The organism is Arthrobacter sp. LjRoot78 (assembly GCF_964254335.1).
GTDB lineage: Bacteria > Actinomycetota > Actinomycetes > Actinomycetales > Micrococcaceae > Arthrobacter.
Genome location: NZ_CAXUTG020000001.1, coordinates 381,769 through 395,757 on the forward strand (window position 1 = coordinate 381,769; position 13,989 = coordinate 395,757).

Genomic DNA, 13,989 nt, shown 5'->3' on the forward strand with positions numbered 1-13,989 from the left:
CTTGTTCCCGTTCCAGGAAAGGTGACGATGGCCATGCGGAAGAACCCGGCAATGAGAATTGCACAAAAAACCGCGCACAAGGCGGTGTTCGACTCCCAAGGCAAGCCCAAACCCGGATTGCACGGCATGCTGCTGCGGGCCGTCGAGGTCCAGCGCCCGCTGGTCCTTGCCAACCTCCGGCGGCTCCAGCGCAGGCACCCGCGCGCCACGGCGGCGCAGCTCGCGGACAAGCTGGAACGCGACTACCTGCTGGCCGTGACCGGTGGCGGCGCGCTTGTCGGCGGCTCCGCCGTCATCCCCGGCGTTGGCACCGTTGCTGCCCTGGGCCTCTCCGCCGCAGCCACGGTCGGCTTCCTCGAAGCCACCGCGCTGTACGCGACGTCCCTGGCCGAGCTGCACGGCATCCGCATGGTGGACCCGGAGAAGGCCGGCACCCTGGTCATGGCCATCATGCTGGGCGAGGAAGGGACCGCCCTCCTCGGAAGCCTGAGCGGCCAGGCCGCCGGCCGGGGCAAAGGCCCCACGGACGCCTGGGGTTCCGCGTTCGCACGCAAGACCTCCTTCCCCGGCTTCGGCTCGGTGCGGGACCGGATCCAGCGCGCGTTCCTCCGCAACCTGCTGCAGCGGCAGGGGACGGCGCTCCTGGGCCGGGCATTGCCGTTCGGCGTCGGTGCCGTGGTGGGCGGCGTAGGCAACCGCGTTATGGGACGCGCCGTCGTCGCAAGCGCCAAGGAGGCTTTCGGCCCCATGCCGGACACGATCCCCGGCGAACTGACACCCGGGGCTGGCGGCACGGGCACCACCGGCAGCGCCGGCGCCCCCGCCGCTATTGACGCCGGCACCAATACGCCCGGCACCAATACGCCCGGCTCCGGCACCCCCGGCGGAGACTCAACACTGAAAGGCGGATTCATTGGATCTGAACGCTGACCTGGGGGAGTCCTTCGGCACCTGGACCATGGGGGACGATGCCGCCATGTTCCCGCTCATCACCAGCGCCAGCGTGGCCTGCGGCCTGCACGCCGGGGATCCCGTCACCATGCTGGACACCTGCCGTGCGGCCTTTGAACTGGATGTCAGGGTGGGCGCGCACGTCGGGTACCCGGACCTGCCCGGTTTTGGCCTCCGGTCCATTGACATGACCTTTGACGACCTCTTCGGGGCCGTGCTGTACCAGCTCGGCGCGCTCGACGGCGTGGCGCACGCCGTCGGGGCATCCGTGGACTACGTCAAGGTCCACGGCGCGCTGTACGACCGTACGGTGCACGACGCCGAACAGGCCTCCGCCGTGATCGCGGCCATCCAGGCCTACGATCCCGGACTGCCCGTCCTTGGCCTGCAGGGGTCGGCACTCCTGTCCTTTGCCGCCGAGGCAGGCCACCCCGTGTTCCATGAAGCCTTCGCGGACCGCGCCTACCTGCCGGACGGGTCGCTGGTGCCGCGCTCAGCCGACGGCGCGCTCCTGGTCGACACCGGGGAGATCGCCGAACGCGCCGTCCGCCTGGCCATTCACGGCGAGGTGGAGGCGGTGGACGGCACGGTGGTCAGGCTGCAGCCGCATTCGCTGTGCCTCCACGGCGACACCCCCGGCTCCGTGGAGACGGCAGCCGCCGTCCGCAAGGCCCTGGAAGCCGCCGGTGTGGAGCTCGAACCCTTCGCCTAGTACGTAGTTCGCGGCCCTCCCTTGAAGCGCGCGGCGTCGGAGCGCGAACGGGCACTTGCGGCCCTCCCTTGAAGCGCGCGGCGGGTGCTCAAGTGTCCGTTCGCGCTGCCCAGGGGGGCGGGCTAGTGCCGTTCGGCCCTATCCGGGGGTTCACGCGGCAACCTAGCTTGAGGGCATGGCTGCCGGACCCCATGCGGGGTTAGATGGACCCGCATCAGATGCAATGTTGAAGCTGGGCCGTTTCTTCACCAAATGGGACCAGACCGACGACGGCAGGGCGGTGTTCCGGGAGGGCGGCCGCAAGGGCGACATCTTCTACCGCGACCGCTGGAGCCACGACAAGGTGGTCCGCTCCACTCACGGGGTGAACTGCACCGGCTCCTGCTCCTGGAAGGTGTACGTCAAGGACGGCATCATCACCTGGGAATCACAGCAGACCGACTACCCCTCGGTGGGCCCGGACAGCCCGGAATACGAACCCAGGGGCTGCCCTCGCGGCGCGGCCTTCTCCTGGTACACCTACTCGCCCACCCGCGTCCGCTTCCCGTACGCCCGCGGCGTCCTCGTCGAGATGTACCGCGAGGCCAAGGCCCGGCTCGGCGACCCGGTGCTGGCCTTTGCCGACATCGTGGGGGACCCGGAGCGGCGCCGCCGCTACCAGCAGGCCCGCGGCAAGGGCGGCCTGGTCCGTGTCTCCTGGCAGGAAGCGATCGAAATCGCGGCCGCCGCCCACGTGAACACGATCAAGAACTACGGGCCGGACCGCTGCACCGGATTCTCGCCGATCCCGGCGATGTCCATGGTTTCGCACGCCGTGGGAACCCGCTTCATCCAGCTGATCGGCGGGGTGATGACGTCCTTCTACGACTGGTACGCGGACCTGCCCGTGGCCAGCCCGCAGGTGTTCGGGGACCAGACCGACGTCCCGGAATCCGGCGACTGGTGGGACGCGCGCTACCTCATGATGTGGGGCTCCAACGTCCCCGTCACCCGGACCCCGGACGCGCACTGGATGGCCGAGGTGCGGTACCGCGGCACGAAGGTGGTCACCGTCAGCCCGGACTACGCGGACAACACCAAGTTCGCCGACGAATGGCTCCCCGCCCAGGCCGGAACGGACGCCGCGCTGGCCATGGCCATGGGACACGTCATGCTCAAGGAATTCTTCGTGGACCGGGACGTCCCCTTCTTCTCCGACTACGTCCGGCAGTACACGGACCTTCCGTTCCTGGTCCGGCTGGTGAAGAACGACGACGGCGCGCTGACGCCGTCGAAATTCCTCACCGCCCGGGACCTCCCGGCCGAAGCCGGGGCTGAGGACGCTGCGTTCCGCACCGTGATGTTCGACAAGAAAACCGGGCGGACCGCAGTGCCCAACGGCTCCATGGGGTTCCGCTATTCGGGTAGCGGCGAGGGCAAATGGAACCTCGACCTCGAAGGGATCGACCCCGCATTGTCGCTCCGCGAGGTGTCCGGGGAAAGCGCCGAGATCCTGCTCCCGTGCTTCGAGGACGCCGGCGGGGAGGGGAGCGTGCTGCGCCGCGGCGTGCCCGTCCTTGAGGTGGAAGGCCAGCTGGTCACCACCGTGTTCGACCTGATGCTGGCCCAGTACGGAGTGGGCCGGGACGGGCTCCCGGGGGAGTGGGCCGCCGGCTACGACGACGCGTCCACGCCCTACACTCCGGCCTGGCAGGAGGAGATCACCAGCGTCCCCGCGCAGGCCTGCATCCGGGTGGCAAGGGAGTTCGCCCGGAACGCCGAGCAGTCCAAGGGCCGGTCCATGATCATCATGGGCGCCGGGATCTGCCAGTGGTTCCACGGCGACACCACCTATCGCGCAGTCCTGGCGCTGGTGATGCTGACCGGCTGCATGGGCCGCAACGGCGGCGGCTGGGCGCATTACGTGGGGCAGGAAAAGACCCGCCCGGCCACCGGCTGGGTGTCGCTGGCCAACGCCCTGGACTGGTCACGTCCGCCGCGGACCATGATCGGCACCGGCTACTGGTACATGCACACCGACCAGTGGCGGCAGGACGGCTACTCCGCGGATGCGCTGAAGTCTCCGCTGTCCACCGGGGCCCTGGACGGCATGCACACCGCGGACGCGCTGGCCCAGTCCGCCCGGCTGGGCTGGATGCCGTTCTACCCGCAGTTCGACCGCAACCCGCTGGACCTCGCGGACGAGGCGGAGGCCGCCGTCGCCGCCGGGACCGCGAAGGACACCCCCGGCTACATCGCGGACGCGCTCAAGAACCGCACGCTGAACCCGGCGATCGAGGACGTGGACGCCCCGGAGAACTGGCCGCGGACCCTGGTGCTGTGGCGCTCCAACCTGTTCGGCTCCTCGGCCAAGGGCAACGAGTACTTCCTGCGGAACCTGCTGGGCACCCACAACAACGTCCTGGGCCAGGACCACGCCGAAGGGCTCAAGCCAAAGGACGTGAAATGGCATGAGCAGGCGCCCGAAGGAAAACTGGACCTGCTGGTCTCCGCCGACTTCCGGATGACCTCCACCACGCTGCTGTCCGACGTCGTCTTCCCGGCCGCCACCTGGTACGAGAAGCACGATCTGTCCTCCACCGACATGCACCCGTTCGTCCATGCTTTCAGCCCGGCGATTGACCCGCCGTGGGAAACCAAGACGGACTTCGACACCTTCCACCTGCTGGCTCAGGAGTTCTCCCGGCAGGCGAAGACCCACCTGGGCGTCCGCCGGGACCTGGTCAGCGTGCCGCTGCAGCACGACACCCCCGGCCAGCTGGCCCAGCCCGGCGGGATCGTGCGGGACTGGCGGGAGACGGACATCCCCGCCGTGCCGGGGCAGAACATGCCCGTCTTTTCCGTGGTGGAGCGGGACTACACGGCCATCGCGGACAAGCTGGCCGCCGTCGGGCCGCTCGCCGACAAGCTGGGCTTCACTGTCAAGAACGTCACCTACAAACTCGCCGGCCCGCTGGACCGGCTCAGCCGCTCCAACGGCGTGATGCTCGGCGGCGCCGCGGACGGCCGCCCGGCGATCGACACCGACGCGAAAATGGCGGAGGCCATCCTCGCCTTCTCCGGCACCACCAACGGCGCCCTGTCCGTCCAGGGCTTCAAGGACCTCGAGGTCCGTACCGGGCGGAAACTGGCGGACCTGTCCGAGGGCTCCGAGGAAAAGTTCATCACCTTCGCCCAGACCCAGGCCGGCCCGGTCCCGGTGATCACCTCGCCGGAGTGGTCCGGCTCCGAAACGGGCGGCCGGCGCTATGCCCCCTTCACCATCAACGTGGAGCGGCTCAAGCCGTGGCACACCCTGACCGGGCGGATGCACTTCTTCCTCGACCACGACTGGATGATCGACATCGGCGAGGCCCTGCCGATCTACCGGCCGCCCCTGGACATGCACCGCCTCTTCGGTGAACCCAGACTCGGCCGGGACGGGGCCATGGAGGTGGTGGTCCGCTACCTGACCCCGCACTCCAAATGGTCCATCCATTCCGAATACCAGGACAACCTGCTGATGCTCTCGCTGTCCCGCGGCGGGCCCACGGTCTGGATGAGTCCGGCCGACGCTGAGGCCATTCAGGTCAAGGACAACGACTGGGTGGAATGCCTCAACATCAACGGCGTCCTCGTGGCCCGGGCGATCGTCAGCCACCGGATGCCCGCCGGCGTGGTCTATGTCCACCACGCGCAGGAACGCACCATCGACGTGCCGAAGTCCGAGGCCACGGGAAGGCGCGGCGGCATCCACAACTCCGTAACCCGGCTGCTGGTCAAACCTTCGCACCTGATCGGCGGCTACGCCCAGCTGGCCTACGCGTTCAACTACCTCGGCCCCACCGGAAACCAGCGCGACATGGTTGCCACCGTCCGCCGTCGTTCCCAGGAGGTGCAGTACTGATGCGTGTCATGGCTCAAATGGGCATGGTCATGAACCTGGACAAATGCATCGGCTGCCACACCTGTTCCGTGACCTGCAAGCAGGCGTGGACCAACCGTGCGGGCACCGAATACGTCTGGTTCAACAACGTGGAAACCCGGCCCGGCCAGGGGTATCCGCGCCGCTACGAGGACCAGGAAAGGTGGCACGGCGGCTGGGTGCTGAACAAGCGCGGCAAGCTGGTGCTCAAGGCCGGCGGCCGGGTGAAGAAGCTCCTGGGGATCTTCGCCAGCCCCGTCCAGCCCGAGCTCAAGGACTACTACGAACCGTGGACCTACGACTACAAGACCCTCGTGGACGCGCCGCTGGGCGACGACTTCCCGGTGGCACGGCCCAAGTCCCTGATCACGGGCGAAGACACCAAGATCACGTGGTCCGCGAACTGGGACGACGACCTGGGTGGTTCCACCGAGAACGGCCACCTGGACCCCATCGTCGAAAAGGTCCGCCGCGAGTCCGAGGACAAGATCAAGTTCGCGTACGAGCAGACGTTCATGTTCTACCTGCCGCGGATCTGCGAGCACTGCCTGAACCCGTCCTGCATGGCGTCCTGCCCTTCCGGCGCGATCTACAAGCGGGTGGAGGACGGGATTGTGCTGGTGGACCAGGACAAGTGCCGCGGCTGGCGGCAGTGCGTCACCGGCTGCCCGTACAAGAAGATCTACTTCAACCACAAGACGGGCAAGGCCGAGAAGTGCACCTTCTGTTATCCGCGGGTGGAGGTGGGCCTGCCCACCGTCTGTTCCGAGACGTGCGTGGGCAGGCTACGGTACCTGGGGTTGTTCCTGTACGACGCCGACGGCGTGACCGCGGCGGCCGCGGTCACCGACCCGCAGGAACTCTACGATGCCCAGATGGACGTGCTGCTGGACCCGAACGACCCCGCCGTCCAGACCGCAGCCCGGGCCCAGAACATCCCCGAGGACTGGATCGACGCCGCCCGGCGCTCGCCGGTGTACGCGCTCGCCAAGGTCTACAAGGTGGCCCTGCCGCTGCATCCGGAATACCGCACCATGCCGATGGTCTGGTACGTCCCGCCGCTCTCGCCCGTGGTGGATCTGCTGCGGGACCAGGGGCACGACGGCGAGGATCACGGCAACCTCTTCGGCGCCATTGAGGCGCTGCGCATCCCGGTGGAATACCTCGCGGAACTCTTCACCGCCGGGGACGCGGACCGCGTCACCGCGGTGCTGAAGAAGCTCGCTGCCATGCGCTCCTACATGCGCGGCATCAGCCTGGGCAACGACCCCGACGACTCCATCCCCGAAGCGGTGGGCATGGACGGCCAGACCATGTACGAGATGTACCGGCTGATGGCGATCGCGAAGTACGACGAGCGCTACGTCATCCCCAAGGCCCACGTGGAACAGGCCCATGACCTGGAGGAGATGGGCTGCTCGCTGGACTTCGAGGGCGGCCCGGGCATGCAGGATACCGCCCACTTCGGCGAGGCCAGCGGCCGGCCGGTCCCCGTGGCGGTGGAAACCTTCAACGCCCTCCGCGACCGGCAGACCTCCGACGAGCCGCCCGGTGGAACCAGCCTGCGCGGCCGGGTGAACCTGCTCAACTGGGACGGCACCGGGGCTCCCTCCGGGCTCTTCCCGGAAAAGGCGCTTTTCCCGGACAAGCAGCATACGGAGGCTGGAGCCAGCCCTGGGTCCGGCACCCCGGCGGGGGAGCAGCCGTGAGCCGGCGCCAGCAGGTGGTCTACCTCGCGGCCGCCTGGTGCCTTTCCTACCCGGACGAGGAACTGATCGGGAGGGTGCCGCTCATGCGGGCCGCGCTGGCCGAGTTCCCCGGCGCCGTCGCGGACTTCGCCGAGGTGCTGGACTTGCTGGAATCCACGCCGCCCATGGAGGTGCAGGCCCACTACGTCCGCGAATTCGACCTTGGCAAGCGCCACGCACTGCACCTGAGCTACTGGACGGACGGGGACACCCGGCGCCGCGGCGAAGTGCTGGGCAACTTCAAGAAGACGTACCGGCAAAGCGACATCCTGGTGGACACCCACGGCGAACTGCCGGACTACCTGCCGATGGTCCTGGAATACGCCGCGGTGGTGGACCTGGCAGCAGGGCGGGAACTGCTCACTCGCTTCCGGGCGAGCCTGGAGATGCTCCGGTTCGGGCTGCTGCGGGACGAGTTGCCGCACGCCCGGATCCTGCAGGCCGTCTGTGCCACCCTGCCCGGGAAGTCGCCCGCGGATGAGCAGGCCGTGATGCGGATGGCCGGCTACGGGCCGCCCACCGAAGCCGTGGGCCTTGACCCCTACGATCCGCGGCTGCTGCCCGTGAAGGGGGCCTGACCATGCTTGCATCCGAAGCCGAGCCCGGATCCGTCGTCGAAATCTCCACGATGGATATTGTGCTCTGGGGCGTCCTGCCGTACGTAATGGTGGTGGTGCTGGTGGGCGGCCTGGTGTGGCGCTATAAGTGCGACCAGTTCGGCTGGACCACCAGGTCCTCCCAGTTGTACGAATCGAAACTGCTCCGCATTGCTTCCCCGCTGTTCCATTTCGGCCTGCTGGCGGTGATTGCCGGGCACTTCTTCGGCCTGGTGATTCCGATGGCGTGGACCCAGGCGGTGGGCATGAGCCAGGACTTTTACCATTTCAACGCCTTGTTCGTGGGCGGGATTGCGGGGGTGGGGACGCTCGGCGGGATCCTCCTGCTGATCTACCGCCGCCGCACCACAGGGCCGGTGTTCATGGCCACCACCACGAACGACAAGACCATGTACGTGGTCCTCACCGCCGCCATTGTGTTCGGCCTCTGGACCACCCTTGCCAGCGTTTTCGAGGGCGAGCACGGGCACAATTACCGGGAGACCGTGGCGCCCTGGTTCCGCTCGCTGTTCATTTTCCAGCCGGACATCGCGGCCATGGCTGGGGCGCCGTTCTCCTTCCACCTGCACACCCTGGTGGGCATGGCCCTGTTCGTTATCTGGCCGTTCACCCGGCTGGTCCACGCCTTCACAGCGCCGCTGCACTACCTCTTCCGCCCGTACATCGTCTACCGCTCGCGGGACCGGGACCGTCAATCCACGGGCGCAGCCGCCTCAGGGACCACTGGTACGGCAGCCCGACGCGGCTGGTCCGCCGTCGGTACCCGCGACCGGGACACGCGGAACCGCTGATGGCCGGATCCGTGCCTCCGACAACGTCCGCCTCCACGGGCCGGACCCGGAACCTGGTGCTGGCAACCGCGGCGTCCGTGGCAGGCTTCTGGGCGTGGAACTCCGTGGCCACCCTCGGCGCTTATTACACCCAGAACCTGCAGCTGAACCCGGCCACCACCGGAGTCCTGGTGGCCATGCCGGTGTTCGTCGGCTCACTGGGGCGGATCGTCGTCGGAACCCTGACGGACCGGTACGGCGGCCGGGCGATGTTCACCTTCGTGCTGCTGGCCGCCATCGTGCCGATCCTGCTGGTGGCCGTCGGCGGAACCTTGCGCTCCTTCGCGCTGGTGCTGGGCGCGGGCCTGCTGCTCGGTGTCGCCGGAACCGTGTTCGCCGTCGGAATCCCCTTTGTCAGCGGATGGTACGAACCGTCCCGGCGGGGCTTCGCCACCGGCGTCTTTGGCGCCGGCATGGGCGGTACGGCGCTGGCGGCCTTCCTGAACCCCCGGCTCGTGGCCGCCATCGGATACTTCCCGACGCACCTGCTGATCGCCGGGGTCCTTGCCGTCATGGCGGCCCTGGTCTGGTTCCTGATGAAGGAATCCCCGGGCTGGACCCGCAGCAACGCCCCCATGCTGCCCAAGCTCCTGGACGCCGCCAAAACACCGGTCACCTGGAAAATGTGCTTCCTCTACGCCGTCGTCTTCGGCGGCTTCGTCTCCTTCGCCACTTATCTGCCCACCTACCTCCGCGACGTGTACAGCTTCGATCCCAGCGGCGCCGGTGCCCGCACGGCAGGGTTCGCCCTCGCGGCCGTGCTGGCACGGCCGGTGGGCGGCGTGCTCGCGGACAAGCTCGGGCCCAAACCGGTGGTGATCGTCTCGCTGTCCGCCGTCGCCGTCCTCGCGTGGGCGGTGAACCTGCAGCCCGACGGTGAGGTCCCGGCCGGCCTGACGTTCGTCGCCATGGCGGCGGCCCTTGGCCTCGGCGCCGGCGGGGTGTTCGCCTGGGTGGGCGTGCTGGCACCGCACGGGAAAGTGGGCAGCATCAGCGGAGTGGTCAGCGCGGCGGGCGGCCTCGGCGGCTACTTTCCGCCGCTCGTGATGGGGGCAACGTACGACGCCGCGACGCACAGCTATTCGATCGGCCTGCTCCTGCTGGTGGTCACCGCGCTCGCGGCACTCGTGTTCACCATCTTCGGCATCAGGGGCCGGACCAGGACAAAGGCGCTCCCTGCGTAGCTTCGCTTCCACTGGAGCGCGAACGGACACTTGCGGCCCTTCGGAAGGGTGCTCAAGTGTCCGTTCGCGCTTGGGCGGTCAGGGCGCGGTCAGCCGAAGGCCAAGTGCGCCAGCGTGAAGATGGCCAGGCCGGCCAGGGCGCCCACCACGGTGCCGTTGAGCCGGATGAACTGCAGGTCCTTGCCCACCTGCAGCTCGATCTTCCGTGAGGTCTCCTCGGCATCCCAGCGCGCTACGGTCTCCGTGATCACGCCGGCGATGTCGGAGCGGTACGTCTTTACGAGGTAGCCCGCGGCGTCCCCGATCCACGCGTTGACCTTGCCCGCCAGTTCGGGGTCCACGACCAGCCGGGTGCCGAAGTCGTGCACGGCCGCCTTGAACTTGACGGTCAGTTCGCTGTGGGGATCGTCGACGGCGCCGAGCAGCGCCGCCTTGATGGTGCCCCAGGTGCGGGATGCCAGTTCGCGGACCTCGGGGTCGCCCAGCACCTGCGCCTTGATGCCTTCAGCCCGGGCGATCATCACCGGGTCATGCTGCAGGTCCTGCGCGAGCGAGGTGAGGTAGGTGTCGATGGATTGCCGGACCTGGTGCTGCGGATCGGCCTGCACGGCCTTGGTGAACTTCAGGATCTCCACGTACACCTTGTCTCCCACGAGGCCGTCCACGAACTGCGGAACCCACTGCGGGGACCGGTCCGAAACCAGCCTGCTGACCGTCTCGTGGTTGTCCCTGACCCAGTCCACGGTCCGGTCCACCAGCAGGTCCACCAGGGTGTGATGGTGCCCGTCGGCGAAGATCCGCTCGGCGAGCCTGCCCACCGGCGGCCCCCACGGCGGAGTGAGCAGGTGCTTGCGGACCATGGATTCGATCACGGCCTGGACGTCGTCGTCGTTCAAGACCTTGAAGGCGCCGCGAATGACGGCGGCACCCTCCTTTGCCACGCGCTCGGCGCCGCCGGGACCGGACAGCCACGCACCGGCCTTCCGGGCGATGTCCACCGAAGCCAGCTTTTCCTGGACCACTTGTTCGGAGAGGAAGTTGGTCTCAACGAATTCACCCAGCGAGGCGCCGATCTGGTCCTTGCGGCGCGGAATGATGGCCGTGTGCGGGATCTTGATCCCCATGGGGTACTTGAACAGGGCGGTCACCGCGAACCAGTCCGCAAGCGCGCCCACCATGCCGCCCTCGGCGGCGGCGCGCACGTATTCCAGCCACGGGTACTGCTTCTGCAGGGCGAAGGCAAAGACGAAAATCACCGCCATGACAATCAGCAGGCTCAGGGCCAGCAGCTTCATCTTGCGCAGGGCGGCCGCCTTTTCGGCGTCACCGCCCAGGCCCCGTTCGACGGCGGCACCGGAACCGGCACCGGGTGCGCCGGCATCCGGGGGTCGGGTTGCAGCGGGACGGGTGGTTTGTTCACTGTTCACCTGCATGTGCCCAGCCTAGCCCCGCATCCGCCGCGGGCGTCCGCTAACGTGTCACCATGACTACCGACGAGTCCGCCCTCACCCGGCCGCTGGTCTACGCCCACCGGGGATCCAGCGCCGCCTTCGCCGAGCACACCCGGGCCGCTTATCTCCAGGCCATTGCGGACGGCGCCGACGGCGTGGAATGCGACGTCCACCTCAGCCGGGACCAGCACGTCGTCCTGCTGCACGACGCGAACCTGGACCGCACCTCGGACGGCACCGGCCCCGTGGCTGACCGGACCCTCGATGAACTGCGGCTGCTCGATTTTTCCTCATGGAAGGGCGCCCGGACTCCCCTCGAATACGGCGGAAAGTTCGACCAGCTGCTGACGCTGCCGGAACTGCTGGACATCCTCCGGGCGGCCGGCCGGGAAATCGGGCTCGCCATTGAGCTCAAGCATCCCAGCCCGTACCTGCTGGCGCTGGAGGACAGGGTGCTGGAGGTGCTGGAATCGGAAGGCTGGGATCCCCGCACTTCACGGGTGGACAACATTTCCGTGTCCTTCATGAGCTTCAGTCCGGACGCCATCAAGCACCTGCTCAAGACTGTTCCGGCCGAGTTCATCTGCCAGTTGGTGGACGACATCAAAGTGGACGAAGTCCGTGAAGAACTGGGGCTGGGAGTCATCACGGGCGGGGCCGTGGCGAACGTCATGCGGGCCGCCCAGGTGGAAGGCGAACGGATCCTGAACGACTGCGAAGTGCGGCTGGCGGGACCGGGCATTGACTACGTGCGCCAGCACGCCCGCGCTGTGAAGCGCTGGATGGATTCCGGCCGCAGGTTCAGGGTGTGGACCGTGGACTCGGACGAGGACGTGGCGCTGTGCCAGGACCTGGGAATCCACGAAATCACCACCAACCGGCCAGCGGAGGTGCTGGCCCAGCTCGGCGAAAGCAGTCATCCCGTCAGCTGAACAGCCGCCCGGATTCAGGCCGCAAGGTCCCGGCGGCGCCAGCCGGCGTAGCCCAGCGCGCCGAGCAGCGCGGCGGCAATAGTGAGGGCCGCCAGCGCCGGAATTCCTTCCGCGTCCACCGGAAGCAGCGGGGTGTGCCGGAACGGCGAAAGATCCATCAGCCATTCCGGAGCGTTCCAGAGCACCCCGAATTCACCGAGGGCGATGAGTCCGAGCAGGAGCACCCAGACGGCCCCGGTCAGCCGCGGCATCCAACCGAACACAGCCAGTGCGGCGCTGGTCAGCACCCAGGCAGCCGGAATCTGGGCCAAGGCGGCCACCGTGGACCGGGACACTAGTTCTGCATCGTTGACGACGGACGCGGCACCGATGCCGATCGAAAGGCCGGTCAGGAGCTGCAGCAGCGCGACGCCGGACAGTGCCACCGCGTAGTGGCTGCTGGCCCAGCGGATCCGGGTGGTGGCAGTGCCCAGCAGGGCTTCGGTGTGCCCGGCCGTTTCCTCGCTCCGCAGATGGTTGGCGGCGGAAATTCCGTAGGCGGCCGCGATGACTCCCATGATGCTGATCTCGGCGGCGAGGAACGCGTCGGTCAGGGCGCGCGGGCCTCCCAGTGCACGCATCAGGTCCTGGGCACCGGGCGAGCTCAGGAAGTCGGCCACGTTGCCGACGAGGGAGCCGATCACCACTCCGAAGAGGACAAACGCCACACACCATGCCAGCAGGACCCGGTACTGCAGCCGGACGGCGAGGCCCAGCACGCCGGAGAGGTTTCCGCGCGCGGGGCCGGGCCGCTCATCACGGAGGCCGGCGCCGAGGTCGCGCTGCGCCCGCAGGAAGAACGCCACGGGAACAAGGACGGCGCAGAGCGCGAGGGACAACGACAGCACCCACCAGTGGTCACCGGCATAGGCCCGCACCTGCTGGTTCCAGCCGATCGGCGAAAGCCAGGACCACACCGAGGGTCCGGGCTCGGCGAGGTCGCCCACCGCGCGCATGCCGTAGGTGACGGCAATGACGCCGATGCTGAGCCCGGTCGCGGCCCGGGCGCTGACCGTCAGCTGGGCAGCCAGGGCTGCCACGGCGCTGTACGCCATCCCCGTGGCAGCCCAGCCCAGCCCGAAGGCGAGTGATCCGGGGCCCGGCAACCCTCCGAGGGAAAGCGCGGCAGCCGACAGCAGCCCGGTCAGGATGCTCGTGGAGAAGCTGATGGCAAGGGCGGACACCAGGGGCGCATCACGGCCCAGCCGTCCGCCGCCCAGGAGCTCCAGCCGCCCGCTTTCCTCGTCTCCGCGGGTATGACGGATGGTGAGGATGACCATTAACACCGCGAGGATGGCGGTCATGAAGGCGGTGTATTTGATGAGCGAAAGGGCGCCGAGCGAAGCCGGATCGTAGATCCGCCCAAAGAGCGCCACCATGGACGCTGTGGCGTTCAGTGCCGTGGCGGCCGCCACCCGGCTGGGCTCATCCGGGTACAGCTCGGCGCCGGCCGCCGCCGTCGAGTAAGCGATCAGCGCAAAGCCCAGAATCCAGAGCGGCAGCAGCCAGCGGTCCCGCCTGAGCGCGAGCCGGACCAGGACGCCGGTGCCGGCCAGCGTCCCGGTCATCGCCGTCCTGGTCATGGCCGTGCCGGCCAGCGGGCCGTTTCGATCGACCATGC

Annotated in this window: 10 protein-coding genes; 8 read left to right on the forward strand and 2 right to left on the reverse strand. The window is 68.3% G+C overall.

What is annotated here, in order from left to right:
• The first annotated feature begins 27 nt into the window (after positions 1-27).
• The 7 genes from ACSQ1X_RS01855 to ACSQ1X_RS01885 all read left to right on the forward strand — a co-directional run bounded on the left by ACSQ1X_RS01855 (position 28) and on the right by ACSQ1X_RS01885 (position 9,946).
• A complete protein-coding gene (locus ACSQ1X_RS01855) occupies positions 28-930 on the forward strand; it encodes a hypothetical protein (RefSeq protein WP_436056439.1) in 903 nt (300 codons plus the stop codon).
• Positions 914-1,663, forward strand: coding sequence for a LamB/YcsF family protein (locus ACSQ1X_RS01860; protein WP_436056440.1), 750 nt, complete (start codon positions 914-916; stop codon positions 1,661-1,663). The genes ACSQ1X_RS01855 and ACSQ1X_RS01860 overlap by 17 nt, the downstream gene beginning before the upstream one ends.
• A 175-nt stretch (positions 1,664-1,838) precedes the next feature.
• Positions 1,839-5,549 carry a nitrate reductase subunit alpha gene (locus tag ACSQ1X_RS01865; protein ID WP_436056441.1) on the forward strand — a complete coding sequence of 1,237 codons (3,711 nt, stop codon included), beginning with the start codon at positions 1,839-1,841 and terminating at the stop codon, positions 5,547-5,549.
• Positions 5,549-7,276 (forward strand): nitrate reductase subunit beta, encoded by a 1,728-nt coding sequence (gene narH, locus ACSQ1X_RS01870; protein ID WP_436056442.1) that lies wholly within the window; start codon positions 5,549-5,551, stop codon positions 7,274-7,276. Before ACSQ1X_RS01865 ends, narH begins: the two co-directional genes overlap by 1 nt.
• Positions 7,273-7,893 carry a nitrate reductase molybdenum cofactor assembly chaperone gene (gene narJ / locus ACSQ1X_RS01875; RefSeq protein WP_436056443.1) on the forward strand — a complete coding sequence of 207 codons (621 nt, stop codon included), beginning with the start codon at positions 7,273-7,275 and terminating at the stop codon, positions 7,891-7,893. The genes narH and narJ overlap by 4 nt, the downstream gene beginning before the upstream one ends.
• A 2-nt stretch (positions 7,894-7,895) precedes the next feature.
• A complete protein-coding gene (narI, locus tag ACSQ1X_RS01880) occupies positions 7,896-8,723 on the forward strand; it encodes a respiratory nitrate reductase subunit gamma (RefSeq protein ID WP_436056444.1) in 828 nt (275 codons plus the stop codon).
• Positions 8,723-9,946, forward strand: coding sequence for an MFS transporter (locus ACSQ1X_RS01885; protein ID WP_436056445.1), 1,224 nt, complete (start codon positions 8,723-8,725; stop codon positions 9,944-9,946). Before narI ends, ACSQ1X_RS01885 begins: the two co-directional genes overlap by 1 nt.
• An 89-nt stretch (positions 9,947-10,035) precedes the next feature.
• Here the strand turns inward: ACSQ1X_RS01885 and ACSQ1X_RS01890 are convergent, their stop codons facing one another.
• Positions 10,036-11,379 carry a DUF445 domain-containing protein gene (locus ACSQ1X_RS01890; RefSeq protein WP_436056446.1) on the reverse strand — a complete coding sequence of 448 codons (1,344 nt, stop codon included), beginning with the start codon at positions 11,377-11,379 and terminating at the stop codon, positions 10,036-10,038.
• A 50-nt stretch (positions 11,380-11,429) separates the two neighbouring features.
• On the opposite strand from ACSQ1X_RS01890, the gene ACSQ1X_RS01895 reads away from it, so the two are divergent.
• On the forward strand, positions 11,430-12,329 hold the full coding sequence (locus ACSQ1X_RS01895; protein WP_436056447.1) for a glycerophosphodiester phosphodiesterase: 900 nt from the start codon (positions 11,430-11,432) through the stop codon (positions 12,327-12,329).
• Positions 12,330-12,343: 14 nt separating this feature from the next.
• Here the strand turns inward: ACSQ1X_RS01895 and ACSQ1X_RS01900 are convergent, their stop codons facing one another.
• Positions 12,344-13,987, reverse strand: coding sequence for an ABC transporter permease (locus ACSQ1X_RS01900; protein ID WP_436056448.1), 1,644 nt, complete (start codon positions 13,985-13,987; stop codon positions 12,344-12,346).
• Between the last annotated feature and the right edge of the window lie 2 nt (positions 13,988-13,989).